General features: G+C 71.3%; 21 protein-coding genes. 9 read left to right on the top strand and 12 right to left on the bottom strand.

Annotation, left to right across the window (positions count from 1 at the left end; translation table 11 throughout):
* Positions 1-21: 21 nt before the first annotated feature.
* On the bottom strand, positions 22-1,677 hold the full coding sequence (gene murJ / locus K6T13_RS17250; protein WP_222895739.1) for a murein biosynthesis integral membrane protein MurJ: 1,656 nt from the start codon (positions 1,675-1,677) through the stop codon (positions 22-24).
* Positions 1,674-3,788 carry a DUF6049 family protein gene (locus K6T13_RS17245; protein WP_222895738.1) on the bottom strand — a complete coding sequence of 705 codons (2,115 nt, stop codon included), beginning with the start codon at positions 3,786-3,788 and terminating at the stop codon, positions 1,674-1,676. The genes murJ and K6T13_RS17245 overlap by 4 nt, the downstream gene beginning before the upstream one ends.
* Positions 3,789-3,874: 86 nt before the next feature.
* Here K6T13_RS17245 and K6T13_RS17240 point away from each other — a divergent pair, with 86 nt between their 5' ends.
* Complete coding sequence (locus K6T13_RS17240) at positions 3,875-5,329, top strand: CCA tRNA nucleotidyltransferase (protein WP_222895737.1); 1,455 nt, start codon at positions 3,875-3,877, stop codon at positions 5,327-5,329.
* Between the two features lie 96 nt (positions 5,330-5,425).
* Here K6T13_RS17240 and K6T13_RS17235 read toward each other — a convergent pair whose 3' ends face one another.
* Entirely contained in the window at positions 5,426-7,060 is a 1,635-nt protein-coding gene (locus tag K6T13_RS17235; RefSeq protein ID WP_222895736.1) for a M28 family peptidase, read from the bottom strand.
* A 191-nt stretch (positions 7,061-7,251) separates the two neighbouring features.
* Between K6T13_RS17235 and K6T13_RS17230 the strand changes: the two genes are divergently transcribed.
* Positions 7,252-7,710, top strand: coding sequence for an SRPBCC family protein (locus K6T13_RS17230; RefSeq protein ID WP_249423853.1), 459 nt, complete (start codon positions 7,252-7,254; stop codon positions 7,708-7,710).
* Positions 7,711-7,778: 68 nt separating this feature from the next.
* Here the strand turns inward: K6T13_RS17230 and K6T13_RS17225 are convergent, their stop codons facing one another.
* Positions 7,779-11,351 carry a PKD domain-containing protein gene (locus tag K6T13_RS17225; RefSeq protein ID WP_222895734.1) on the bottom strand — a complete coding sequence of 1,191 codons (3,573 nt, stop codon included), beginning with the start codon at positions 11,349-11,351 and terminating at the stop codon, positions 7,779-7,781.
* 146 nt (positions 11,352-11,497) lie between these two features.
* Between K6T13_RS17225 and K6T13_RS17220 the strand changes: the two genes are divergently transcribed.
* Positions 11,498-12,085 carry a hypothetical protein gene (locus K6T13_RS17220; protein WP_222895733.1) on the top strand — a complete coding sequence of 196 codons (588 nt, stop codon included), beginning with the start codon at positions 11,498-11,500 and terminating at the stop codon, positions 12,083-12,085.
* Between the two features lie 176 nt (positions 12,086-12,261).
* On the opposite strand, the gene K6T13_RS17215 is transcribed toward K6T13_RS17220, so the two are convergent.
* The gene (locus tag K6T13_RS17215) at positions 12,262-13,353 is read right to left on the bottom strand and encodes an inositol-3-phosphate synthase (RefSeq protein ID WP_222895732.1); all 1,092 of its coding nucleotides are present in this window, start codon (positions 13,351-13,353) and stop codon (positions 12,262-12,264) included.
* Positions 13,354-13,392: 39 nt separating this feature from the next.
* The gene (locus K6T13_RS17210) at positions 13,393-13,980 is read right to left on the bottom strand and encodes a PadR family transcriptional regulator (RefSeq protein ID WP_222895731.1); all 588 of its coding nucleotides are present in this window, start codon (positions 13,978-13,980) and stop codon (positions 13,393-13,395) included.
* Positions 13,981-14,204: 224 nt separating this feature from the next.
* On the opposite strand from K6T13_RS17210, the gene K6T13_RS17615 reads away from it, so the two are divergent.
* Both K6T13_RS17615 and K6T13_RS17200 read left to right on the top strand, forming a co-directional pair.
* Complete coding sequence (locus K6T13_RS17615) at positions 14,205-16,490, top strand: transglycosylase domain-containing protein (RefSeq protein ID WP_283247933.1); 2,286 nt, start codon at positions 14,205-14,207, stop codon at positions 16,488-16,490.
* Positions 16,487-17,902: a glycosyltransferase family 87 protein gene (locus K6T13_RS17200; protein WP_222895730.1), complete on the top strand. Its 1,416-nt coding sequence runs from the start codon at positions 16,487-16,489 to the stop codon at positions 17,900-17,902. Before K6T13_RS17615 ends, K6T13_RS17200 begins: the two co-directional genes overlap by 4 nt.
* Here K6T13_RS17200 and K6T13_RS17195 read toward each other — a convergent pair.
* From K6T13_RS17195 to K6T13_RS17180, 4 genes are all read right to left on the bottom strand, one after another.
* On the bottom strand, positions 17,895-19,112 hold the full coding sequence (locus tag K6T13_RS17195) for a low temperature requirement protein A (RefSeq protein ID WP_222895729.1): 1,218 nt from the start codon (positions 19,110-19,112) through the stop codon (positions 17,895-17,897). The two genes, K6T13_RS17200 and K6T13_RS17195, sit on opposite strands and share 8 nt — an antisense overlap.
* Positions 19,113-19,130: 18 nt before the next feature.
* Positions 19,131-20,204, bottom strand: coding sequence for an alanine racemase (locus K6T13_RS17190; RefSeq protein WP_222895728.1), 1,074 nt, complete (start codon positions 20,202-20,204; stop codon positions 19,131-19,133).
* Positions 20,201-21,307: a lipid II:glycine glycyltransferase FemX gene (locus K6T13_RS17185; protein ID WP_346729095.1), complete on the bottom strand. Its 1,107-nt coding sequence runs from the start codon at positions 21,305-21,307 to the stop codon at positions 20,201-20,203. The genes K6T13_RS17190 and K6T13_RS17185 overlap by 4 nt, the downstream gene beginning before the upstream one ends.
* A 65-nt stretch (positions 21,308-21,372) precedes the next feature.
* Positions 21,373-22,164: a deoxyribonuclease IV gene (locus K6T13_RS17180; RefSeq protein WP_222895727.1), complete on the bottom strand. Its 792-nt coding sequence runs from the start codon at positions 22,162-22,164 to the stop codon at positions 21,373-21,375.
* A 157-nt stretch (positions 22,165-22,321) separates the two neighbouring features.
* Here K6T13_RS17180 and rpsF point away from each other — a divergent pair, with 157 nt between their 5' ends.
* The 4 genes from rpsF to rplI all read left to right on the top strand — a co-directional run bounded on the left by rpsF (position 22,322) and on the right by rplI (position 24,013).
* The gene (rpsF, locus tag K6T13_RS17175; RefSeq protein WP_222898361.1) at positions 22,322-22,609 is read left to right on the top strand and encodes a 30S ribosomal protein S6; all 288 of its coding nucleotides are present in this window, start codon (positions 22,322-22,324) and stop codon (positions 22,607-22,609) included.
* A gap of 86 nt (positions 22,610-22,695) precedes the next feature.
* Entirely contained in the window at positions 22,696-23,238 is a 543-nt protein-coding gene (locus K6T13_RS17170; protein WP_222895726.1) for a single-stranded DNA-binding protein, read from the top strand.
* Positions 23,239-23,318: 80 nt separating this feature from the next.
* Positions 23,319-23,555: a 30S ribosomal protein S18 gene (gene rpsR, locus K6T13_RS17165; RefSeq protein WP_222895725.1), complete on the top strand. Its 237-nt coding sequence runs from the start codon at positions 23,319-23,321 to the stop codon at positions 23,553-23,555.
* Between the two features lie 11 nt (positions 23,556-23,566).
* On the top strand, positions 23,567-24,013 hold the full coding sequence (rplI, locus tag K6T13_RS17160) for a 50S ribosomal protein L9 (RefSeq protein ID WP_222895724.1): 447 nt from the start codon (positions 23,567-23,569) through the stop codon (positions 24,011-24,013).
* A 304-nt stretch (positions 24,014-24,317) separates the two neighbouring features.
* Here rplI and K6T13_RS17155 read toward each other — a convergent pair whose 3' ends face one another.
* On the bottom strand, positions 24,318-24,854 hold the full coding sequence (locus K6T13_RS17155) for a hypothetical protein (protein WP_222895723.1): 537 nt from the start codon (positions 24,852-24,854) through the stop codon (positions 24,318-24,320).
* 9 nt (positions 24,855-24,863) lie between these two features.
* On the bottom strand, positions 24,864-26,219 hold the full coding sequence (locus K6T13_RS17150) for an MATE family efflux transporter (protein ID WP_222895722.1): 1,356 nt from the start codon (positions 26,217-26,219) through the stop codon (positions 24,864-24,866).
* Positions 26,220-26,399: the final 180 nt, after the last annotated feature.

Below are 26,399 nucleotides of genomic sequence, written 5' to 3'. Positions count from 1 at the left end.
CTGGCCCCATCGTAGGTCTGGTCAGCCCCCGCTACGGGACCGTAGCCGCCCCGTGATCGTGTCCATCAGCGTGGTCACCTCGCCGAGCCGCAGCAGGCGGGCGAGCAGCAGGAACGCGGCGACGTCGACGAGCGTCACCGCGACGACGCGGAGCAGCGCGATCACCAGGGCGGGGTCCTCCCCGAGCCCGGCGAGCAGGCGCGCCGCGGCGTACGCCACCAGCGCGGCCAGCCCCGCGACCAGCAGCAGCCTCACCACGAACCGCACGACGGGACCGAGCCCGAGCCCCCCGAGCTCCCGCCCGAGGACCATCGTGGAGACCACCGCGCCCACGGCGTAGGCGGCACCGTAGGCCAGCACCAGGGCCGGGGAGGTCTGCTCGGCTGAGGCCTCGCGGACCAGCAGCAGGGCGGCCGCGATGTTGGTGGCTGCGATCACGCACTGGACGAGGAAGACCGTCCGGGTCTGCTCGAGGGCGTAGAAGCCGCGCAGCATCAGGTAGTGGACGGTGAAGAAGACCAGGCCGATCCCGAAGAGGGCCAGGGTCGGGGCGAAGAGCTGGTAGGTGGTGCGGCCCGCGCCGTACCCCCAGATCACGTGGGCGACGTCGACCGCGACCAGGGGCAGGAGCAGTGCGACCGGGACGATCACCACGAGGGCGCTGCGGAGTGTCGTGACGAGCGTGCGCGCGAGGCCCGCGCGGTCCTCCTCCGCCGCTTGGCGCGACATCTGGGGGAGCACGGCGGTCGCCAGCGACACGGTGACGATGGCGTGGGGGACCATGACGATGAGGAAGGCGAACGAGTAGACGGTGTAGCCGGTGGCCGGCTCGCCGGGGTTCTCGGCGGGACCGCTGCTGGCGAGCCTGACGACCACCGTGTAGGCGATCTGGTTGACGATCACGAAGAGGACCGTCCACATGCCCAGCCGGAACGTGTGGCCCAGACCGGTGCCGCGGACGTCGAGGCGCGGCCGGATCCGGACCCCGGCCGAACGGAGCACCGGGAGCAGCACCAGCAGCTGAGCGAGGATGCCGAGGGTCGACCCGAGCCCCAGCAGTGCCTCCTGGTCGGGCCCGAAGGGACCGAACAGCTCCTCGCCGGACGCCGGGCCGAAGACGAGCAGGTAGGTCGCGAGCACGGCGACCGCGATCAGGTTGTTGGCGATCGGGGCCCACATCATCGGGCCGAACCGGCCGCGGGCGTTGAGCACCTGGCCCAGCAGCACGAACATGCCGTAGAGGAAGACCTGGGGCAGGCAGTAGCGGGCGAAGTCGACGACCGAGTCTCGCTGGGCGGCGAGCTCGGGGTCGTCGTAGGCGTCACTGAGGAACAGCTCCATCAACCAGGGCGCGGTGACGACGAGCGCCACCGTGACCACCCCCAGGAAGAGCACGGCCAGCGTGACGATCCGGCTCGTGTAGGCCTCCCCGCCGTCGTCGTCGTTCTTCATCGCCCGCACCAGCTGCGGGACGAGCACGGCGTTGAACACACCACCCGCCAGCAGGATGTAGAGCATGTTGGGGACGGTGTTGGCGATGTTGAACTGTTCGGCGTGCAGCCCCTGCCCCAGCGCGGCCACGAGGAGCGCGGAACGGACGTAGCCGCTCAGCCGGGAGACCGTCGTGCCGGCGGCCATCACCGCGCTGGAGGAGAGGATCCGGGTGTCCTCGCTCATGCGCGCTCGCTCCGGACCCGGCGGAACACGCGTACGGCGATCGCGACGAAGAGCAGTCCCACGCCGACGCCCATGATCACCCAGATCACGTCGCTGACCTGCGCCGAACGGATGGGGATCCGCTGGTCGGCGCCGAGGGGGGTGCCCTCGGCATCGGTCACCACCAGGCGCACGTAGTGCACGCCAGGGCTGCTGGTCGTCGCGTTGAACTCCACCGACTGACGGCCCCGGGCAGGAAGCTCCACGGGCTCCGGTTGCTCGATGCTGACGTCGCCCTGGCTCACCGGACGGACCGACACCGTGACCGGGTGCCGCAGCCGGTTGGTCAGGGTCGCGGCGAAGCGACCGGCGGCGCTGGAGAGCGTGACGCCCTTGGGGGCCCGGATCCGGACGCCCTGGAGCCGGCCGGTGACCCAGGCGATGGCGCCCAGCGTGTCGGCCCGGGACTCCAGCGCCCGGCTGCGGTCGTGGTAGCCGATCGAGGACAGCGCCTCGTCGAGGGTCTGGTCGGCCAGGCGGTCGTTGTCGGTCAGGATCCCCTGGAGCGTGCGTCCGGCCGCGATCAGGGCCCGGGCCGCGTCGAGGGCGGACTCGTCGAGCTCGGTGAGCTGTTCGTCGACGGGGTAGTCGATCACCCGGGGCGGCAGCTCCGGTCCCACGTCGAGATCGGCGACGTCGCCGAGGTCCAGCCACTTCACGTCAGTGCCTCGCCAGAACGTGGCCGGGTTCTCGGGCCGGAACGCTGCCGGCATCACGACCACCAGCGGCTGGCGGTCGTCCGACAGCACGCGGAGGGCGGCGTCGGCCAGGACCCGCTGCCGCATCGCGATGGCCCCCAGCCGGTCCTCCGGGCCGGGTCCGCCCTGGCCGGTCGCGGACGAGGTCACCACCACGCGGCGGCCGCCGATGGTGACGGCGGTGTCCGGGGCGGGCCGACGGAGGCCGCGCTCGCTGAGCAGCACGGTGGTCCGGGGCTCGACGAGGTCGATCACCTCCGGCGGCAGGAGTCCGCTCAGGCTGGCGGCGGCAGGGTCGCTGTCGACCGACCACTGCTCGAGCTGGGTGCCCGTCCGGCGTACGGCGGTGCGGTAGAGGGACGGGTCGGCGGCGGCGACCGCGGCCAGGTCGAGGTCGCCGTAGGGTAGTGCCAGCACCTCGTCGACCGTCAGGGCCGACCGCATCCGGTCCAGCCAGGTGGCCCCCCGCTCGACCGCCGGGTTCGCGGACGTCTCCGCGCTCCCGCCGTCAGCGGCGTCGGCGGCCTCGCTCTCGTCCTCGTCGGGCGGGTCCTCAGGAGCCTGGTCCTGCGGGGCCTCGGGGTCGGGGGTGGCGCCGAGCGACCGGGTCGGGTTGCCCGCCACGAGTCGGGCGACCGCGTCCGGGACCGCCGGGTCCACCAGCCAGGTCACCGGCCCGGCCCCTTCGGCCGTGGCGAGCGCGAGGGGGGCACCGAGCCGACCGTCCGGCGCGAGGTCCTCGGCCCAGCGGCCGACCGCACGGATCCGTCCGCCGACGGTGTGGCTGACGGGCCGCCTCACCGGCAGGACGATGGAGGTCTGCACGGTGGCGCGGGTGGAGGGGGGCACCAGCGGGAGGAAGGTCCGGGCCCGGCCGTCGGCGATGCCGTCGCGGGCGGCATCGGTGTTGCCGAGGGCATGGGCGCCGAACCAGTAGACGCCCGGTGACGAGGCCGGGAGCTGGTCCCGGCGCAGTCGTACGGAGAAGCTCGCGGACTCACCGGGGTCGAGCGAGCCCACGCTGTCGAAGGTGCCCGGGTCGACGATCCGGGCGCCGACCTCCGACTCGAAGGGGATCGTGACCGCCTCGGCGAGCTCCTCACCGCTGGTGATGGGCGTCGCCGCCATGAACGCGTAGACGTTGATCGCCCGCCATCGCTCGTCGCTGGCGTTGGTGACCGTGCCCCGCATCCGGATCCGGCCCCGGGCCGGCACCTCGGCCGGGGTGAGCCGGTCGATGGTGACCTGCAGCGGTTGGTCGTCCCGCGCGGGAGCGGCCGAGGCCGCGACGGGCGCCGCGCCCACCGGTCCGAGCAGCGTGGTCGTCGCCACCACCAGCGCGAGGGCAGGCAGCAGGGACCACGGGGGACGCACGGCGCCGACTCTATCCGGCGGGTCTGCGAGGTCAGGGGGGCCCGCGAGGCGGGTCGGAGCCTGCCTGTGCCCTAGAGTTTCTGGGCGTGCCAGAGCCCGTTCAGCCCGCATGGAACCTCCGCGACGCCCAGCAGTCGCTGACGGCCGAGCTCGACCGCCTGGCACCCGTGCTCGACGGCCTCGGATCACGCTTCGCCGAGGCCGGGGAGGACCTGCACCTCGTCGGCGGGCCGGTGCGTGACGCGCTGCTCGGTCGGCGGGTGAGCGACCTCGACCTGACCACCTCGGCGGCGCCGGAGACCACCGAACGGCTCCTCCTCGGCTGGGCCGACGCCGTGTGGGACGTGGGGCGCGACTACGGCACCATCGGCTGCCGCAAGGGCGAGTGGCAGCTGGAGATCACGACCTACCGGTCGGAGAGCTACGACCCGGCCTCCCGCAAGCCGGACGTGGCGTTCGGCGACAGCCTCGCGGGCGACCTGGGTCGGCGCGACTTCACGGTCAACGCGATGGCCATCTCGATCCCGGACCGCACCTTCGAGGACCCCCACGGCGGGGTGGTCGACCTCGCCCAGCAGCAGCTGCGCACCCCCGGGACCCCGGAGGACAGCTTCTCCGACGACCCGCTCCGGATGATGCGGGCGGCCCGGTTCGCCGCGCAGCTCGGCTTCACCGTGGCCCCGGACGTGGTGGCGGCCATGGCGGCGATGGCCGACCGGATCGGGATCATCTCGGCGGAGCGGGTGCGCGAGGAGCTGGTGAAGCTCGTCTGCGCCCCGCACCCGCGGCTGGGTCTCACGCTGCTCGTGGAGACCAGGCTGGCCGACCGGGTGCTGCCCGAGCTGCCGGCACTCGCGCTCGAGCGCGACGAGCACCACCGTCACAAGGACGTCTACGAGCACACACTCACGGTGCTGGAGCAGGCCATCGACCTCGAGCACCGGCTCGACGAGCGCCCCGACTTCGTGGTGCGGTTCGCCGCTCTCATGCACGACGTGGGCAAGCCCCGGACCCGGCGGTTCCTTCCCGACGGCTCGGTCACCTTCCACCACCACGACGTGGTGGGCGCGAAGCTCACCCGGAAGCGGATGCGTGCCCTGCGGTTCTCCGGCGACCAGACCGAGGCGGTCTCCGCCCTCGTGGAGCTGCACCTGCGCTTCCACGGGTACGGCGAGGGCGAGTGGACCGACTCGGCGGTCCGCCGCTACGTCCGCGACGCCGGCGAGCAGCTCGAGCGGCTCCACATCCTCACCCGGGCCGACTGCACGACGCGCAACCGCCGCAAGGCCGAGCGGCTGCGGCGTACCTACGACGAGCTCGAGGAGCGGATCGCCCGGCTCGCGGAGGAGGAGGAGCTGGCCGCCATGCGGCCTGACCTCGACGGCAACCAGATCATGGCGCTGCTCGGGATCGGGCCGGGGCGCGAGGTGGGGGAGGCCTACCGCTTCCTGCTCGACCTGCGCATCGACGAGGGCCCGCTCGGCGAGGAGGAGGCCGGTCGCCGCCTGCGCGCCTGGTGGTCCGCCCGTACCCCCCTCTGACCCTGGCGCCTCTGACCCTGGCGCCCCGGACGCGCCGAGGGCCGGCCCCGCAGCAGCGGGACCGACCCTCGGTGTGGTGTCGTGTGGTGCGCCGGCTCAGGACTCCGGCTCGTGGTCGTGGTCGTCGTGCAGCCCGCCACCACCGGTGGTGCCGTCGCCCACCGGTGCGCCGTAGCCGAGCGCCGGCCACTCCGCACCGATGCCGTTGACCGGCTGGGTGCTCACCGCGAACATGCCGATGACCTTCGCCACGGCGTCCGACATCTCGTCGATCGCCTGGCGGCTGACGTTGCTCAGGTCGTCGCACGCTTGGTGGTAGCACTTGTCGTAGGCCACGCCGGCCTCGCCACCGAAGTAGGCCGCCTGCTGGGCGGACTTGACGCCCTCGGCACCGGTGAAGAGACCGCCGGCGGGGATGTCGACGCCCTTGGCGATGAACGGCCCGTAGTCGCTGCGACCGCTGAACGGGGTCTCCTCCGAGGCGCGGTCGTGGTCGGCGAACGCGTCGTGGAAGGCCTGCTCGATGGCGTCGGAGCCCTTCGGGCCCGCCGCCGCACCCGGACCGACCGGGAAGCGGGAGTTGTCACCGTCGTAGACGAACCGCGCGTAGTTCGGCGAGCCGATCATGTCGAAGTTGAGGTAGAGCGCGATCCGCTCGAGCTCCTCGGGGCTGTTGGCCTGGAGGTCACCGATGTAGTGCTCGGCTCCGAGCAGGCCGAGCTCCTCGGCACCCCACCAGGCGAAGCGGACCTTGTTGGGCAGGTCCTCGTCGTCGTCGGCCTCCTCGGCCAGCACCTTGGCCACCTCGAGGATCGCCGCGGAGCCGCTGCCGTTGTCGTTGACGCCGGGGCCGGCGGCCACGCTGTCGAGGTGCGACCCGGTCATCACGACGTTGTCGGGGTCGCCGGCCTCGGTCTCGGCGAAGACGTTCCACGTCTCGCGGATCTCCGAGATGGTCTTGGCGAACACCTCGACGTCGCCGGACTGGGCGGCGAGCGCCGCGCCGTCGTCGAACGAGGCGCCGACGACCGGGATGGGCGTGGGCATCGGCTCCCCCAGGGTGCCGACGATGACGTCCATGCGGCCCGCGCTGTTGCCCTGGTTGAAGATGATGACGCCCGAGGCGCCCGCGTCGGCGGCGTGGTTGGCCTTCGTGCCGAAGGTGCAGGTGCCGCGCTGGATCAGGGCGATGTTGCCGGGCGTGAAGCCGTTGAAGTCGGCGGCCTCGCACCCGGAGGTGCTGGCGCGGTCGCCGGCCAGCTTGAGGTCGACGCCCTGCACCGGAGCGGTGGGGTTGCCGCTGCCGGAGTAGGTGAAGGTGCCGGTCGGCAGCTCCTGGCCACCGCTGGTGACGAGCCGGGCAGGCTCGAGCTCCTCGAAGAACGGGAAGTCGAAGGCCTGGACGGTGGGCTGGTAGCCGGACTTGCGCAGCTCCTTGACGACGTAGTCGACCGAGGCCTTGTAGCCGGGCGTGCCCGACGCGCGGGAGTTGCCGTTGGTGCGACCGATCTCGTCGAAGGCCGCGAGGTGCTTCATGATCCGCTTGCCGCGGACGTCCTCACGCAGGTCCTCGGCGAGCTCGAAGGACCGGTCGTCGCGGTCGTCGCGGTCGTCGTCGGCCGACGTCGGAGGGGTGGTGAGGGCGAGGAGGGACAGGGACGCGGCTGCGGCGACGCCGGCACGAGCCCAACGACGGCGCGCCAGCGGCGCAGAGAAATGGGAGGGGGACAACACGAGCTCCGTTCGATTCCGGGTCGCCGAAGAGGTGGCGACCTGCTGGACCAGACGTTTATAACGTGCTCCGGCCCAGATGTCACGGGTCGTAATGCCGCGATCTCGGCCCCGAGCGTGTGGCGCCGGTCATGGGGCGAGCCCGGATCCGGACGCTACGGTGCCGGGGACCACCGACCCGAGGAGCCCCGTTGACCACCACGGAGACCGAGCTCGAGCAGAGCATCCACATCGCCGCCACCCCCGAGCGCGTCTGGTCGCTCGTCACGGACCTGTCGCGCATGGCCCGGTGGAGCCCCCAGGTGGTGCACAGCTTCGTGCGCGGGCCGGTCCAGCTCGGCACCCGGGCGATCAACCTCAACCGTCGCGGCCTGCTGTTCTGGCCGACCCGCTCGAAGGTCGTGGTCTTCGAGCCGCACCGCGAGTTCGCCTTCCGGGTCAAGGACAACGCGACCATCTGGGCCTTCGTGCTCGAGCCCACCGACGGTGGGACCCGCCTGGTTCAGCAGCGACGTACGCCGGACGGGGTCACCGACATCTCCTTGCGCCTGCAGGACGCGGTGCTCGGCGGCGTCGACCGCTTCACCGCCGAGCTGCAGGACGGCATGCGGCAGACCCTCGCGCGGATCAAGGCCGACGCCGAGGCCTGAGACAGCTCGGCCCCGCGGCGACCGACCGGTCGCCGCGGGGCCGCCTGCCCCACGTCCTCAGTGACGTCTCAGCGGTACCTGACCAGGCCGGTCACGAAACCCTTGCCGCCGGTCAGGACCAGGCGGAGGGTGTGCTTCCCGCCGCCGAGCCCGCGGAACCGACGGGCCTGCGCGAACGCGATCCGCCGGTCCTCGCCGCGGAAGGACACCGTGCCGACCTTGGTGCCGTCGACGTAGACGGTGCCGCGGCCGCCTCGGTCGCTGTCACCGTGCACGAGGAGTGCGCGAGGGCCGCTGAAGCGCCAGGTGAGCACGTCACGCGCGCCGCCGGGACGGTTGGTGAGGTAGGCGCCCTTGCTGGCGCTGCGGTCGGAGCGTTGGCGCCACTGCCCCTGCTTGCGCACCTGGTCGGCGCGGGCGTGGACCAGCTTGTTGACCTGCAGCGTGCGACCCAACGTGTCGCTGTTGCCCGCCTCGTCGGTGACGGTCAGCACGATCTTCCGACGTCCGGGCTGGCCGAACCGCTTGGTCACCTGGGGTCCGGTGGCGTCGGTGCGGCCGTCGTTGTCGAGGTCCCACTCGTAGGTGAGGTCCTCGGACGCCGAGGTGTCGTCGCTGGATCGCGTGGCGTCGAGCCGGACCTTGCGGCCGGTCCAGATCTCCCCGCCCGTGATCGTGACCGCGGCCCGGGGCGGTGTGGTCTCGCCCGCGGGCGGCGCGACGACCTCCTCCCCGTAGCCGTAGTCGAACTCCCCGCAGCCCGCGCCCAGGGTGAAGTCGACCGTGCCGGTCAGGTCACCGTCGGCGGAGTCGGGGCCGAGGGCCTCGCCGGACATCGCGGTGACGTCGTAGGTCAGGCAGTCGTGGCGGAAGTGCCAGTTGTCGTCCTGGCTCTGCGGGTCCTCGTAGTTGTCGGTGTGACCCTCGCCGGAGTCGCTGAACGGGGTGTCACCCGGCCGCCATGCGGCGTCGTTCAGGTTCGGCGAGCTGTTGCCCGGCTGCGGGCTGCTGTCGAGCGGCGACTGCGCCGGCGGGTCGTCGGTCCCGGCGTTGCCGTAGCCGTGGGCCTCGTCGGTGTAGGAGTTGTAGAAGCCCGACTCGAAGCCGATCGGCGCGCGGTCGTTCTGTCCGTTGCCGTCGAGGTCGAAGCCGGAACGGTCCCGCATCTCGAGGTAGTAGGCGTGGTCGGAAGGGCCCTCGGCACCGGCCGCGACGTACTGCCAGCCCTGGGTGCAGCTGCTGCCGGGGGTGTGGGGCTTGCAGCCACCGTTGAAGATCCTCGGGTCGTCGGGGTCCCCGCTCGACTCGAAGTCGGTGGTGTAGATCTCGCGGGTCTCACCGCCCGGCAGGGTGGCGGTCACCGTGACGTCGTCGATGAACCAGCCCGGACGCGAGAGGCCGGGGTCCGTGGCGTAGCTGAACCGCAGCACCGGCTGCTCGGACCCGACGAGCTCGGAGATGTCGTAGGAGTCGGCCTTGTAGATCATCTCCGGGTAGTTGCCGAGCACCCGGTCGACGTCCTGCGTGCCGTCGGCGTATGACTGCGAGGTCCCGGTCAGGCCGTTGCCGTAGTGCGCCTGGCACGCGTTCTGGTTGGGGTTCTGGCTGGCCGGCGTCGTGTAGCCCTTCTCGGACTCGTTGGAGCCGAACGACTGGCCACCGTCGGTCGAGGTCAGCACGAACCCGTAGTCGTAGTCCCACTCGATGTCCCACATGGACTTGAGGTCGAGGGACAGCTCGGTGCCGGCCGGGAGGTCGTCGAACGCCGGTCCCCGCAGGTTCACGTCGATGTTGTGCCCCTTGCCGAGGTCCTTCGCGCAGCCGTAGTCGTTGCCCGAGCGCGACCACCACGTGTGCACCGGGGTGGCCCCGTCACCGGAGTCGAACTTCGCGGGGTCGAGCAGCACGCGACCCGGCAGCTTCGCGACGTACATCTGCGAGTTCTGGACCCGGACGACGCCGGCCTCACCCTCGGTGAGGGTGTACGGCGTGCCGTCGGGCTGCTGCCAGGTGATGGTGTCGGTGTCCTCCTTGGAGTCCGTGATGCCGGCCTCGGTGCGCGAGGAGTCGAGCACCTCGGGCACCACCCAGCCGAGCTCCTGGCGACCGTAGGCGTCGATGTTGTGCGACTTGTCGGTCGCCATCAGGCTCCAGTCGCCGTAGGTGTCGCGGTTGCCGGTGGAGTAGAAGTCCGGCAGGCCCAGGGAGTGGCCGTACTCGTGGGAGATCACGCTGGCCCGGTCGATGGCGGTCTCCGGGTTGACGTTGTAGGGGCCGACCCGGACGTACACCTTGAGCGCGTCACCGGTGTCGGTGGTCGTCATCGCGCTGCGGGTCTGGTCCTCGTACCAGAGCGGCCGCCCCTCGAGGTCCTTGAGCTGGTCGTCGGTCGTGAAGCCCGGGAGCCCGGTCTCGGGGTCGGAGTAGTAGAACTCCAGGCTCGAGGAGTGCGGCCAGACGTTGTCGTAGGAGGCGTCCGGGTACTCGCACGCGGCGACCGTCAGCTGCGAGGCGCCGTTGCCGCCGCAGCCGGCGAAGACGGCCATGAAGAAGTCGACCACGCCGTCCTTGTCGGTGTCGTAGTCGGAGTAGTCGATCTCCGGGTCGGCGATGGCGGCAGCGTCACGGACCAGCTTGCCCGTGGGACCGCAGCCGGAGTCGATGGCCTGCAGCGCGCCCACGCCGGCGACGGCGCCCGTCAGCGCGGTGCCGTTGGCGTCGGAGCCGTAGTACTCGGTCGTGCCGGGAAGCTGGTAGACGCCGTCGCGGATCCGGTCCGGGTAGGCGGGGGTCCCCTGCTCCTCGGTGGGGGTGTCGGCGAAGGTCACGCCCTTGCAGGTCTGGCCGGCCTGCGCCTTGCTGAAGTCGAAGCCCGGGCCGTAGTCGAAGTCGGCGTCGGCGATGCCCTCCGAGGGCACCGTGCCCTCGGGGTAGAGCTGGCCGAGCGACATCTCCTGGAACAGGTTGAACGTCGAGCCCTCGAACGCCGGGTCGTTGATCACCGTGTCGAGGCTGCGCTCGTGGCTGTCCTGGTAGTCGCGGTCGGTGTAGGCGACCGGGACGACGGGGAACGGGCGGTCGCCGTAGCGGGCGGTGTCGAACTCCTCGCCCGGGGGGATCACCTTGGGCCCGTGGCTGGTGACCTCGGTCGTGTCGGCGCCGACCGAGACGGTGGCGGTGGAGGAGATGTCGCGCCACACGATGGTCGGCAGCGCGTCGGTGGTGGCTGCCCGGCTCTCGAGCACCAGCGTCCGGGTCGAGGTCGCCGCGACGCTGCCGGGCGACCAGGTGACGGTCGTGCCGTCAGGGCTCACGGTGGCGCCGCCACCTGCGTCGGTGAAGGTGGCGCCCTCCGGCGCGGCCACGGTGACCTCGACGCCCGAGACGTCGGCGTCGCTGCTGTTGGTCAGCAGGATCCTGGAGGGGTAGGTGTCCCCGGGCTTGACCCAGCCGACGGAGGAGACGAAGGAGTTCTCCACCAGCAGGCCGCCGACCGTGTCCTCGGAGACCACCGCAGCAGCGGCCGGCTGGACCTCCTTCGGTGGTTCGGCGGACGCGCTCTGCGTGGCGGGGAGGAGGAGGCTGGTGGCCAGGGCGGTGGCGACCGCGATCGACAGGGTGGCCCGAGGGCGGAGGGGCATGGTGGCTCCAGGTGATGGACGGCAGGTCCCGAGACGACCGCCCAACGACAACGGGCAGCGAGTGTTACGGACGCGTGGCCGACCGTCACCGTGCTGTGACACGGGGTCCTGGGTCGTCGCGGTCTCGGGTCGGGCACGATGTGCCGGTGCAGAGCTCCAGTCCCCGGTCCCGGCGGGCGGTGCCGGTGGTCCTTCTCGCCGCCCTCCTGGTGGTGGTCGCTGTCCCGGCGGTGGTGTGGTGGATCGGCCAGGGCGCCACGCAGAAAGCCGCCGCCCACACCGGTGTCCCGCGCTGCGAGGGCGCCGACGTCGTGCCAACGAACGACGACGGCTTCCGGGCGGTCGCCATCCGGATGGACGAGGGCTTCGTCTGCACGCTGACGATCCGCGTCACCAACCGCAGTGATCGCGAGGTGACGCTGGGAAACGTCAGGATCCCGGTCGCGGGACCGGCAGCGAGGTCGGGCTACCGCGTGACGCACATCGGGGGAGACCCGGTGCGGGGTTTCGACATGGTCGAGGCGGAGACCGACCTCGGCTGGGCCGTGCAGGCCGGGGACGAGGAGGACGTGCCCCTGCGGGTCGTGTTCCGCCCGCAGGGCTGCGCGTCACCGGGTCTGCGGACCTGGACGATCCCCACCATCGAGGTGCGGGACCTGCTGGCCACCCGGGACCTCGACGTCGTCGACCTCCCCGAGTTCATCGGCACCACCGACACCTCGTGCGACACCTGAGCCTTCGGTCGGCGGCTCAGCGGTCACGCCGGGTTCAGCCCTGACGCAGCCCTGCACGAGGAGGCGCTGGTCCCTCACGCCTCCTCGGTGCCTGGTTTCGACGCGCCCGTCGCGGCCTCGTTCCTCGGCCGCGGGGCTTGCTCAACCGTCGGGCACGACGAGGAGGCGCTCGTTCCTCACGCCTCCTCGGTGCCCTCGATGAAGGCTTCGACGCGGCGGCGACCCTCGTCGTCGGGCAGCTGCACCGGCGGGCTCTTCATCAGGTAGGACGACGCGGAGATGATCGGGCCGCCGATCCCGCGGTCCTTGGCGATCTTGGCCGCCCGGATGGCATCGATGATGATGCCGGCGGAGTTGGGGGAGTCCCAGACCTCCAGCTTGTACTCGAGGTTGAGCGGGGCGTCACCGAAGGCGCGGCCCTCGAGCCGGACGTAGGCCCACTTGCGGTCGTCGAGCCACTCGACGTAGTCGGACGGGCCGATGTGCACGTTGCGGTCGTGGATCTTGCCGGCGAGCTCGCCGTTGAGGTTGGAGGTCACCGCCTGGGTCTTGGAGACCTTCTTCGACTCCAGACGCTCCCGCTCGAGCATGTTCTTGAAGTCCATGTTGCCGCCGACGTTGAGCTGGTAGGTGCGGTCCAGCACCACGCCGCGGTCCTCGAAGAGCCTCGCCAGCACGCGGTGCGTGATGGTCGCGCCGACCTGGCTCTTGATGTCGTCACCGACGATCGGCACGCCGGCGTCCTCGAACTTCTTGGCCCACTCCGGATCTGAGGCGATGAACACGGGCAGGGCGTTGACGAACGCGACACCGGCGTCGATGGCGCACTGGGCGTAGAACTTGTCGGCCTCCTCCGAGCCCACGGGCAGGTAGGAGACGAGCACGTCGACCTCGGCGTCCTTGAGAACCTGGACGACGTCGACCGGCTCGGCGGCGGACTCCTCGATGGTCTCGCGGTAGTACTTGCCCAGACCGTCGAGCGTGGGTCCGCGCTGGACCTCGACGCCCAGCGTGGGGACGTCGCAGATCTTGATCGTGTTGTTCTGCGAGGCGTTGATCGCCTCCGACAGGTCCTTGCCGACCTTCGTGTCGTCGACGTCGAACGCGGCGACGAACTCGACGTCGCTGACGTGGTAGTCGCCGAAGGTGACGTGCATCAGGCCGGGGACGTGGCCCTGCGGATCGGCGTCCTGGTAGTACTCCACCCCCTGGATCAGGGACGTGGCGCAGTTGCCCACTCCGACGATTCCTACTCGTACCGCACCCATGAGAGCGTTCCTTCCTCGGTCCTGCTGATGGTCTCGGGGTCAGCCCTGCGACTGACCGGTGTTGGTGGTGTTCGGGTCTGGCCGGGTCGTCTCGCTCCCGGTCCGCTCGGCGTTGATGAGCTCGGAGAGCCAGCGCACCTCACGCTCGACGGACTCCACGCCGTGGCGCTGCAGCTCGGCGGCGTAGCGGTCGACCTCCTGCTGGGTCATCGCCAGCTCCTTCTGCACGCGCTCGAGCCGCTCCTGCAGCCGGCTCCGGCGCCCCTCGAGGACTCGCAGCCTGGTCTCCATGTCGGCACGGCCGAAGAACGCGAACCGGATGTCGAAGGTGTCGTCCTCCCAGGCAGTGGGGCCGACCTCCGACATCAGCCGCTGGAACTCGGCGTTCCCGGCGTCGGTGATCTGGTAGACGATGCGCGGGCGACGGCTGACCACGGTGGTGGCCGCCTCCTCGATCAGCTGCTTGCGCAGCATCTTCTTCAGCGTCGGGTAGAGCGAGCCGTAGGACAGCACCCGCCCCCACCCGAGCATGAGGTTGAGCCGCTTGCGCAGCTCGTAGCCGTGCATGGGTCCCTCGTGCAGCAGCCCGAGGACCGCCAGCTCGATGGTCTCACCACGACGTGCCATGCGATCTATCGTACCGATATATCCTCGCGATGGAGACGGCCGGTACGTACCCCGCCCGCTGACCGGTCACTGGGGTGGCCCGTGTCCTCCCTGCCGTCGCCGTCGGAGCGCCGTCATCTCGGCGCCGTGTCGTGGCGATTTCGGGGCGACGGGCAGGCGTTGCGTACCCTGAAACGCGGCGTGCACCGCCCTGTCTCGCCCCCGACCGAAAGATCCGACCAGTCGTGACCGCAAAGCGACGGGCCGCAGGCCCGCCTGTGACCAAGAAGCAGACCAAGAAGCGACCCCAGCCGAAGGGCAGTCGCTGGCGTCGTGCCGGCAAGTGGCTGCTGATCCTCGGGCTGGTCGGGACGCTGCTCGGTGTCGGCAGCTTCGTCGTGCTCTACCAGGCCATCGACGTCCCCGACCCCAACGAGGACTTCGAGACGCAGACCAGCTTCGTCTACTACTCCGACGGCAAGGCCGAGCTCGGACAGTTCGCGACGCAGAACCGCGAGTCGATCAACCTCGACCAGATGCCGGCCACCGTCAAGGACGCCGTCGTCGCCGCGGAGAACCGTAGCTTCTGGACCGACCGCGGGATCGACCCCAAGGGCATCATCCGGGCGGCTTTCAGCAACGCCCGCGGCAACAGCACCCAGGGCGCCTCCACGATCACCCAGCAGTACGTGAAGATCCTCTACCTCACCCAGGAGCGCTCGCTCACGCGCAAGATCAAGGAAGCCGTGATCTCCCTCAAGCTGCAGCGGGACGTGAGCAAGGAGGAGATCCTCGAGGGCTACCTCAACACCATCTACTTCGGCCGCGGCGCCTACGGCGTGCAGGCCGCGTCGAAGGTCTACTTCGACAAGCAGGCCAAGGACCTGAACCTGCGCGAGTCGGCGGTCCTGGCCAGCGTCCTCAACGACCCCAACGACCTCGACCCCGCCGAGGGCAAGGGTGCCCGTCGTGAGCTGAAGGAGCGCTACGGCTTCGTGCTCGACTCGATGGCCGAGGAGGGAATGGTCGACGCCGCGCGCGCGGACAAGGCGTCCCGCAAGCTGCCGAAGTTCCCGAAGATCGAGGTCCAGAGCCAGTACGGCGGCCAGCGTGGCCACGTCCTGGCCATGGTCCGCAACGAGCTCGAGCGCCTCGACTTCAGCGAGGAGCAGATCGAGGGCGGTGGCCTGCGCGTGACGACGACGTTCACGAAGAAGGCCATGGATGCTGCCGCCGAGGGCGTGGCGGAGGCCCGCCCGGAAGGCTTCAGCGACAAGAAGCTGCACGTCGGGGTGGCCAGCGTCGAGCCCGGGAGCGGCGCGGTGCGCGGCCTCTACGCCGGCCAGGACTTCCTGGACTCCCAGATCAACTGGGCCGTGGCGGGCGGCCAGGCCGGCTCGACGATGAAGCCCTCGGCGCTCGTCGCCGCGATCGAGGCGGGCTTCTCCCTCAAGGACACCTTCGAGGGGAACTCGCCCTACGTCCTGCCCGACGGCACCGAGATCGAGAACCAGGGCGACCAGGACTACGGCTCGTCGATCTCGATGGTCGACGCCACCGAGGACTCGGTCAACACGGCCTTCATCGACATGACCACCTCGATGGACAAGGGCCCAGAGAAGATCGTCGACGCCGCCAACCGGTTGGGCATCCCCCCGGCGAAGTCGCGCAAGAAGGCACCCGGGTTCCCCAACGAGTCGCCCGGGCTGGAACCCATCACCGGCGTCTCCCTGGGCAACGCGACCGTCAGCCCGATCAACATGGCCAACGCCTACGCGACGCTCGCCAACGACGGTCGGGCGGCGGAGCCCTACATCATCGAGAAGGTGGTGGACCGCAGCGGCGAGACCCTCTACCAGCACAAGGTGGCCGACGAGCAGGCGGTCGAGCGCGACATCGCGGTCGACGTGAGCTACGCGCTGCAGCAGGTGGTGGCCGAGGGCTCCGGCTCGACGGTCGCCGGGCTCGGCTGGCCGGCGGCCGGCAAGACCGGGACCGCGACCAACGGCGACGGCGAGGTCTCCTCGGCCTGGTTCGCCGGCTACACCCGGCAGCTGAGCACCGCCGTCATGTACGTCCGAGGGAAGGGCAACGAGCAGCTGCAGGGCTGGCTCCCGTCGTACTTCGGCAGCGGCTTCCCCGCCCAGACCTGGCTGGCCGTGATGACGCGGGCCATGGACGGACTGCCGGTCGAGCAGTTCGCTGAACCGGTCTTCGTCGACGGTGAGGCGCCGGAGTCCGGTCACGAGCCCTACACCCCGCCACCGACGACCCGGAAGCCGAGCCCGACGCCGACGAAGAAGCCCTCGTCACAGGCGCCGACGACCCAGGAGCCGTCGGAGGAGCCGACGACGCAGGAGCCCACCCCGGACCCCACGCCCACCGGTAGCTGCCCGCCGCTCAACCCCGACTGCGGGTCACCGTCGGGCAGCCCCTCCGGCAGCCCGGGCGGCGGCGGTGGCGGCGCCGGCGGCGGCGGTGGCGGCGGAGGCGGCAGCAGCGGGGCCGCCCGCCAGCGGGAAGGCCGGTGAGCCGAGCCCCGGGCGAGCACGTCCATCCCACGCGCGACGACCCCGTCGTCGCCGCGCTGAGCGAGGGTGTCGGCGGGCCGCTCGGGGACCGGGCAGGTCGGCACCGGTGGTGGACGCCGCTGCGGGTGGTGCTCGCCCTGGCGACGGTCGTCCTGGCACTGGGTCTGGTGCAGAAGACCACCTGCTACCAGGACTCGTGGCAGGACGGCACCGAGCGCTACCGCCACATGTGCTACTCCGACCTGCCCTACCTCTACACCGGCCGCGGGTTCGCGGAGCTCAGCTGGCCCTACGACGACGACGCGGAGCTCCGCGACCGGTACGAGGTCATGGAGTACCCGGTGCTCATCTCGTACTGGGCCTGGGGCGCGGCGGTGGCCACCCAGGCGCTCGGCGGCTTTCCCGACCTGGCGCAGCGCTACGCGACTCCCGCCGGGGAGCTGGCCGGGCTCGACCAGGTGCGTGAGGAGAGTCGGCGCTTCGTCGCGGTCAACGCGGTCGGCCTGGCGGCCCTGACGCTGGTGGCCGTCGGCCTGCTGGCCGGTGTGCACCGTCGGCGTCCCTGGGACGCCGCGCTGGTGGCGGCATCCCCTGCTCTGGCACTCACCGCGCTGGTCAACTGGGACCTGCTGCCCATGGCGCTCGTGGCCGGTGCGCTGTTCGCCTGGTCACGCGGTCACCCGGGGGTCACCGGGCTGCTCGTGGGGCTGGGTGCGGCGGCCAAGCTCTATCCGGCGTTCCTGCTGGGCCCGATCCTCGTCATCTGCCTGCGGCAGCGGAGGTGGGCGGACCTCGCCGCCACGTCGGCCGTGGCGGTGGCGGCGTGGGCGGTCGTCAACGCCCCCGCCGTGCTGAGCGGGTCGACGGAGTGGCTCCACTTCTGGACCTTCAACGCCGAACGCACCGCCGACCTGGGGTCGCTCTGGCTCCTGGTCGACCAGGCCGCCGACGTCGGGTTCGCGGCCTCGACCGTCAACCTGTGGTCGTGGCTGGTGTTCGGCGCCTGGTGCCTCGGCGTCCTCGTGCTCGGACTGCGTGCGCCGCAGGTCCCCCGGTTGGCACAGCTCGCGCTGCTGGTGACGATCGGCTTCCTGCTCGTCAACAAGGTCTACTCACCGCAGTACGTGCTGTGGCTGCTCCCGCTGGCCGCGCTCGCGCGTCCCCGGTGGCGTGACCACCTGGTCTGGCAGGGCAGCGAGGTCTTCTATTTCGCGATGGTCTGGTTCTACCTCGGGGGGTTCCTGGACCCGGCGGGTGGCGACGACGCCGGCTTCTACTGGCTCGCGATCGGTGTCCGGGTGCTCGGCCAGCTCTGGCTGGCCGGCGTGGTGGTGCGCGACATCGTGGTGCCGTCGCGGGACCCGGTGCGGGCCCTGCCGGGGAGGCCGCCGGTGGCGGTCGACCTCAGCTGACGCTCTCCGCCCGCGGGTGCCGCACCCGGTCGCGCAGCGTGCCGAAGCGGAGCACCTCCCACGCCACGAGGGTGCCCAGGACCGCCACCACCAGGGCCAGCGACGCCAGGGCGGGGAGGTTCCACGCCACCGGGAGGAGCACCAGGAGCACGGCCGCGGCCACCAGCCGCTGCACGTTCCAGCTGTGCACGTTGCGCCGGCGGAACGCGACGTGGCCGAGGAGGTGGACCGCCACCCCGACGTAGAGCGCGACGAGGGGGGTACCGGTGAGTGCGTCGGACAGGTCGTGGTGGTCCGTGTCGGCGACGTACTCGAGGACCTTCTTGAGGCCGAGCGCCAGGAAGATCACCGACATCACGATGGGGAAGTGGAGGTAGGTGTAGGAGTCGCGCGCCAACGTGGTGCGTTGCTGGCCCTCCGCGCGTGCCAGCACCCGCTCGCCCACGTGGGCGACCACGTCGAAGTAGAGCCACCACAGGCAGACGGCGACCAGGACGCCGAGGACGGCCGCCACCATGATCGGAGCGGTGATCCCGAAGCCTCCGACACCCACACCGATCGCGACGAGGGACTCGCCCAGGGCGACGATGACGATGAGGCCGTGGCGCTCGGCGAAGTGGACCGGACTGGTGAGACGCCAGCCGTCGGTGCTGGTCACCCAGATGCCGACGTAGTCGACGAGGAGGGCCAGGGCCCAGAGGGGAGCCTGGTAGGGCGGACCGACGATGCTCCCGACCACGAGGATCACCGCCGCAAGGGACACCGGCACCAAGGTGATGAGGAGCTGCCGTCGCAGCCCGGTGTCGTCGCCGGCCGCCACGAGGTAGCACCCGAGGTGGAGCAGTCGTACCGCGACGTAGCTGATCGCCAGCACCACGGGTCCGTCCAGTCCACCCGGTGTGTCGGAGAAGGCCTCGGGGATGGCGAGCGCGGTCAGGAACATCGCGACCATGGCCAGCACGAACGTCGCACGCACCACGCCTTCGTCGGCGTGGGCCTGGTTTCCGAGCCAGGCGTAGGAGCACCACGCCCACCACAGCAGAGCCAGCAGCACGAGGCCGCGCAGGGCGTTGGCCGGTGAGGGGTCGGCCGCCATGAACGCGGTCACCTGGGTGAAGGCGAAGACGAAGACGAGGTCGAAGAAGAGCTCTAGGGTCGTGACCCGGTGGGTCGCCTCCGTGGGCCGGAAGAGCACCCGGCTGGTCGACATGGCGACCAGCGTACGACCTCAGGTCACGACGACCCGGTCGAAGGACGTGGCGGTGTAGCGGACGCGGACGTCGATCTCGTCGCCGACCGCAGGGACGCGGGCGCCCTGCGGCAGGAAGAGCATCGACGCCTGCATGTGCGGTGGTTCGGCGAAGAGTCGCTGCTTGCCGTCGATGCTGTAGGGCGACCGGACGAACCCGACGGCGTCGAGCCCGCCTCGGGCCAGGGTCGCTGCGCGGGCCTTGATGCTGGTGTCGCCGGTGGGTGCCTCCAGGCCGATGCCGTGGGCGGTGCCGCCACTGACGACCAGCAGGTGACCGGCCTTCGGGGCCGAGCGGCCGCGGTAGCCGAACACCTCCCCGCGCTCGAGGGCGTGCACGTCGAGGACGGTGCCGGTCACGCGCAGCGCACCCCTGTCGCCGAGCCACAGGCTGGTCCCGACGCGTGGGCGCACCTCGAAGTCCTGGTAGGTCGACCGCAGCGTGCCGAGCTCGTCGCGGGTGAGGTGGCTGACCCACAGCCGCCGCGTCCGCAGCTCGGCCCCGACCACGGTGTTGACCAGGCGTCGGACTTCGCCGAGGTGGGAGCCGCTGGCCAGGGGCAGGTGGATGGCGACGCCCTCGATGCGGGGGTGCCGGTCGAGGTCGCGCAGCACCTGCACGGTCTCGTCGAGGCTGCGGCGGGTGTGCCCGTGGCGGCGCATGCTGGTGAGCACCTCGACCACGAACCGGGCGTCGGGACGGCGGGTGAGGAGGTCGTGCGCGTCCTCCGGGCGGCTGACCGTGTGGATGACCCGCTGGGCGAGGTGGTCGTCGATGTCGAGCGCCGCGCCGAACGGGCGCCACGGCGTCATCACCAGCAGGTCGCCGTGGAAGCGCTGGGCGACCTCCGGCAGCTCGTCGTAGGTGCCGACCGCCAGGCAGTCGACACCGAGCCCCTGGTCGTGGAGCCACTGCGCGCGGCGCGCCAGCCGGGACAGCCCGAACCCGTAGCCGTTGCCCTTGAGGACGGGGACCAGGCCGGGGGTCGCGGAGGCGAGCTCGCGCAGGTGGCCCCGCCAGCGATCCCCGTCGACCGTGAGGGTGAGCGTCATCCGCGCCGCCGCATGTAGAGGTCGAAGGCGGCGTAGAGCGGCCTGCTGAGGGGGAGGTCCCACTCGCCGGCGTACTCGACCGCCTCGCCGCCGGTGCCCGCCTTGAACTGGATCAGCCCCACGTGGGGGTCGTCGGCGTCGAGGGTGTCGGTGATGCCACGCAGGTCGTAGACCTCCGCACCCGCACCGAGGGCGTCGCGGATCATCTCCCACTGCACGGCGTTGGAACCGCGGACCTCGCGCTTCTCGGTGGAGGAGGCGCCGTAGGAGTACCAGGCGTGGGTGCCGACCCGGATCCCGATCGTGGAGGCGACCAGGTCGCCCTCGTGGTGGGCGAACCACAGCCGGATCCGGTCGGGGTCCTCGGCACCGAGGGCCTCGTACATGGTGCGGAAGTAGGACAGCGGCCGGGGCGTGAACCCGTCGCGCTCGGCGGTGTGGACGTAGAGCGCGTGGAACGCCTCCAGGTCGGTGCCCGCCGACACCTCGACGCCCTGCTTGGCGGCCTTGCGGATGTTGCGGCGCCACAGCTGGTTCATGCCCGCGAGGACCTCGTCCTCGGTGCGGCCCTTCAGCGGGATCTGGAAGTTGTGTCGCGGCTGCCCGGCGGCGAACCCGCCCTCGACGCTCTGCTCGCGCCAGCCGAGCTCCTGCAGCTGTGCCACGACCCGCGCCCCGGTCGCCGCCCGCTCGAGCGGCGGTACGTCGTCGAGGCGGTGGACCGACTCCTCGGCGATCCCCTCCTTGACCTGGGCAGCGCTCCAACGCCGGGTCACCACCGGAGGCCCCATCCGGACGCCGAAGGCTCCCTGGCCGCGCAGGTGGTCGGCCATCGGCGCCAGCCACGCGGCCAGGTCGTCGCTCTCCCAGTCGATGACCGGGCCCTCGGGGAGGTAGGCCAGGTAGCGCTTCAGCTTCGGCAGCTGGCGGTAGAGCACCAGGGCGCTGCCGACCATGTCGTCACCCCGGAAGAAGCCGAGGGACTCCGCACGCCACTCCGGCTTCACCCGGGCCCACGCCGGGGTCTGGAGGAAGCTGGCAGAGGGGCGGCTCCGGACGAACTCGAGGTGCTTGTCGGCCGGGACGGGGCGGACGGAGATCACCCGTCGAGGCTAGCGGCTGCCCGGGAGGCCGACGTGCGGTGGGCAGCCGATGCCCGGCGACCGGGTCAGAGTCGCTCGCGGAGCCAGGCGACGTCGTCGGCGTGCTCGTCCGGGCCACCGGGGGTCTCGAGCACGACCGGGGCGTCGGCGTCGCGCACCACCGCGGCCAGCAGGTCGGGGTCGATCCTCCCGCGACCGAGGTTGGCGTGCCGGTCGGCCCCGGAGTCGAAGTCGTCGCGGCTGTCGTTGCCGTGGACCAGGTCGATGCGACCGGTGATGCCGCGGACGTCGGCCACCACGCTCTCCAGGGCGTTGCCTCCGGCGTGCGCGTGACAGGTGTCGAGGCAGAACCCGACCAGGTCGGCCTGCTCGCACGCCGCGATCGCGTCCCAGACGCCCTTGATCCGCTCGAGGTAGCGGGTCATCGCGTTGTCGCCGCCGGCGGTGTTCTCGATCAGCAGCGGCAGCTTGAGGTCGACCGCGTCCACGGCCTTGCGCCAGTTGTCGAAGCCCACCTCGGGGTCGTCGGCCTTGTTGACGTGGCCGCCGTGGACGATCAGCCCCTTCGCCCCGATCGCGGCCGCCGCGTCGACGTGCTGCTGGAGCAGCTTGCGGCTGGGGATCCGGATGCGGTTGTTGGTGGTGGCGACGTTGACGATGTAGGGGGCATGCACGTAGAGGTCGATGCCGGCCGCGGCCGCATCGTCGCGGAGCCCGTCGGCGCCGCCGGCGTACCGGATCTCCGGGCCCTGGTAGCCCTGCGGGTCGCCGAGGAAGAACTGCACCAGCGGCACGTTGCGGGCCTGGGCCTCCGCGATCGGGTCGGTCTGGTCGACGTGGGCTCCGATGGCAGTCACCGGACCGACCCTACTCGCGATTGTGGACGCCTCTCCCGCCGCTGATAACCTCGTCCGGTTGCCCCGACCTGACGGGCGACCGATGCAACACCGACGCAAGCCCTCCTGCCACGGAGAGTCCGTGGCCGCCCTGAGTCCAGAGGAGGTGGAGACCGCTTTGCGTGCCTATGAAGTGATGGTCATCCTCGACCCCAGTCTCGAAGAGCGCACCGTCGAGCCGTCGCTCGACAAGTACCTCAACGTCATCCGCAAGGACGGCGGCACCGTCGACAACGTCGACGTGTGGGGACGCCGGCGCATGGCCTACGAGATCAAGAAGAACGCCGAGGCCATCTACGCCGTCATCACGCTGAACGCCGAGCCGGACACGGTCAAGGAGTTCAACCGCCAGCTCGGGCTCAACGAGTCCGTGCTCCGCACGAAGGTGCTGCGCCCCGTCCACTGAGCTGTGGACGAGCACTTTCCCCTGTCGGGGGGCCACGCAAGGATTGCGCCCCGACGTACCAGCTGAACGAACGAGGGAGACCTGACATGGCAGGCGAGACCGTCATCACCGTGGTCGGCAACATCACCGACGACCCGGAGCTGCGCTTCACGCCGTCGGGTGCCGCGGTGGCCAACTTCACCGTCGCCTCGACCCCCCGCACCATGAACCGGCAGACCAACGAGTGGGAGGACGGCGAGCCGCTGTTCCTGCGCTGCTCGATCTGGCGCCAGGCCGCCGAGAACGTGGCCGAGTCGCTGCAGAAGGGTGCGCGGGTCATCGTCCAGGGCCGGCTGAAGGCTCGCACGTGGGAGACGCGGGAGGGCGAGAAGCGCACTTCCTTCGAGCTCGACGTGGACGAGATCGGCCCCTCGCTGCGCTGGGCGACCGCCAAGGTCACCAAGGCGTCCCGCTCCGGCGGTGGCGGTGGTGGCGGCTACGGCGCCCCCCAGCAGTCGTCGCAGCCCGACCCGTGGGCCACCAGTGGTCCGCAGGGTGGCGGCTCCGGCGCTCCCGCCGGCGGCCAGGGCGGTGCCCAGGCCGACCCGTGGGCGACGCCGGGCGTCGGCGGCGACGAGCCCCCGTTCTGATCCATCCAGAAGTTACCGACTCACCCACAACCATTCCGGCTGATGCCGGGCTCTGATCAAGCACCAAGGAGAGCACCACAATGGCCAAGGCAGTGATTCGCAAGCCCAAGAAGAAGGTTTGCCAGTTCTGCAAGGAGAAGACGACCGGTGTCGACTACAAGGACACCGCGCTGCTCCGCAAGTTCATCTCCGACCGCGGCAAGATCCGCGCGCGGCGAGTGACCGGCAACTGCGTCCAGCACCAGCGCGACGTGGCGACCGCCGTCAAGAACGCTCGCGAGCTCGCGCTGCTGCCCTACACGTCGACCGGTCGCTGAGGAGGCACCCGATGAAGATCATCCTGACTCAGGAGGTGTCCGGCCTCGGCGGTCCCGGCGACGTGGTCGAGGTCAAGGACGGCTACGGCCGCAACTACCTGCTGCCCCGCGGCGAAGCCATCCGCTGGTCGAAGGGTGCCGAGCGCACCGCGGAGTCGATCAAGTCCGCCCGCGCGGCGCGGTCGGTCCGCGACGCCGAGCACGCCGGCCAGATCAAGGCCAAGCTCGAGGCCAGCACGGTCCACGTGAAGGTGCGGGCCGGTGACACCGGTCGGCTCTTCGGCGCGGTCACCGTCGCCGACATCGCCGACGCGCTCACCGAGACCACCGGCGAGAAGGTCGACAAGCGGACCATCGTCCTCGGCAACCCCATCAAGTCGCTGGGCACCCACGAGGTGTCGGTCAAGCTGCACGACGAGGTGTCCGCCCAGGTGGCCCTCAACGTGATCCCTGCCTGACCGCAGCCCGCGTCCTCGAGGCCGTCCTCCCCCCGGGGAGGGCGGCCTCGTGGCATTCGCGGCGACACCGCACCTCAGGGGCCGACCGCGTCCGTCGGGTTCGCACCAGCGGGCGAACACCAGCAGCTCGGCGCCAGATCCGGCCTCCCGAGCGGCGATTGCCCGCTGGTGCGCCCGCACCCCGCAGGGTAAGCCGAGGGACGACCTCAATCGTGGAAGCTGAACCCACCGCTCGAGCGGCGCGGGCGAGGTGGGTGTCGATGGCCGCCACACCGGACTATCCGCGCACGAGGGACACACTCAGTCAGGGGCCGGCCGCGTCCGTGGTCTCCGACCGGATCCACGGCCGGCCGGCGTGGGTGAAGGCGAGCGCGATCGTGGTCAGCAGGACCACGCCGGCCAGCACGATCGAGGGGGTGCCGAGGGCATCGACGCCGCCGCCGTGCACCAGCACGGGCAGGACCGCGGCGGCCGCGGTCCCGGCGGCGACCACGAGCCACCACGAGCGCGCCCCACGATCGCCGGCCTCACCCGCCCGACGTCCCAGCGAGGCGGCCAGGACCAGCACGAAGCCGAGCTGCGGGAGGTTGAGCGCCCACTGCAGGGACGGGTGGGCGGTGAGGACGTGGTCGGCCAGGGAGGGCACCCACAACGGGACCGAGACCGCGAGGGCCAACGACCCCAGCACCAGCAGGCCGGTGCGGCGGGGCAGGTCGCGCGGCAGGCGGCGTACGCCGACGAGGACGAGCAACCAGCCGACCGGGTCGGGAAGCAGGTCGGGCTCGCCGACCCGTAGCGCGACGAGCACCAGGCCCATGCCGATCGCCTGGAGACCCCGCACGGGCCCACTCTAGGGAGCCGGGGCGTCGCGGGTGCTGCCGAGGCCGGTGACCAGCCAGGCCTGGCCGCGGGCGCGGTGCAGCAGCACCGCGAGGCGGGCGCCCATGAACACGGCGGTGAAGACGACCCAGACCGCCAGCAGCGCGCCGCCGGCGGCGGTGACCGCGAGCAGCACCAGCGGCGCGTAGACGACCAGCGTGACGACGCCGCCCCAGGCCAGGTAGCGGCCGTCGCCGGCACCGATCAGGACTCCGTCGAGCACGAACACCACCCCGGCGGCGGGCTGGCCGAGGGCCGCTACCAGGAGGACGCCGACCAACCGGTCGTGGACGGCGGCGTCACCGGTGAACAGCGGGCCCAGCACCGGGCTGGCGACGGCGAGCAGCGCGCCCGTGACCACACCCGACCAGAGCCCCCACCGGATCATCCGGTCCGTGACGCGGCGGGTGCCGACCACGTCGGAGGCCCCGAGGTAGCGCCCGGTCATGGCCTGGGCGGCGATCGCGATGGAGTCGAGCACGAAGGCGAGGAAGGTCCACAGCGTGAGGGCGAGCTGGTGTGCGGCGAGGTCGACGGCGAGGGCGTCCTCGCGGACCTGACCCAGGGTGACGGCGTACGTCGTGACCAGGAGGGCCGCCCGCAGCGTGAGCGTCCGGACGACGAGCGCGACGCCGGCCCGCGCGGCGAGCAGGATGCCGGACCGGTCCGGCCGCAGCGGCGCACCCTCGCGGCGCGCGGCGTGCACGACGACCGTGGTCAGCGCCACCGCCATGCCGACCTGGGCGATCACCGACCCCCACGCGGCCCCGGCGATGCCGAGGCCGAGCCCGTGGACGAGCGCGACGTTGAGGACGACGTTGAGCGCGTTGCCCGCGACAGCGACGTAGAGCGGAGTCCGGGTGTCCTGCAGGCCACGGAGGACTCCGGTCGCGGCGAGCATGACCAGCAGTGGCGTGGTGCCGAGCAGCGCGGGTCGCAGGTAGGCCACGGCCTGCTCACTGACGCCGGCGCCGGCGCCGAAGAGCCCCACCAGCGGCCCGGCCAGGGTCACGCCCAGCACCGTGGCGACCCCACCGATCGCGATCGCCAGCCACAACCCGTCGATGCCCTGGGTCAGGGCGCCGCGGGTGTCACCGGCGCCGAGTCGGCGGGCCACCGAGGCGGTGGTGCCGTAGGCGAGGAACACGCACAGCCCGACCGCGGTCTGGAGCACGGCTGCGGCGATGCCGAGGCCCGCCAGGGGGGTGGTCCCGAGCCGACCGATGATGGCGGCGTCGGCGAGCAGGAAGAGCGGCTCGGCGGCCAGCGCCAGGAAGGCGGGCACGGCGAGCCGCAGGATCTCGCGGTCCTCGGGCCTGCTCCTCACAGCGGCACACTAGGACATGTAAGGGCCAGATAACGCATCTGTCTATGACGCTCCCTAGTCACACAGCCTGTGTATGAATCCGTGTATAACTCTGCGGGGCCACGGGGGGCTCTGCTATGTCGACAAAGCAACCGGCCGATCCCGGTTGCTGGGCCGTCCTCGGAAGTTTCTGCCCGAGAG

This window comes from Nocardioides coralli (genome assembly GCF_019880385.1).
Classification (GTDB): Bacteria; Actinomycetota; Actinomycetes; order Propionibacteriales; family Nocardioidaceae; genus Nocardioides; species Nocardioides coralli.
This window is presented reverse-complemented; position numbering and strand designations above follow the sequence as displayed.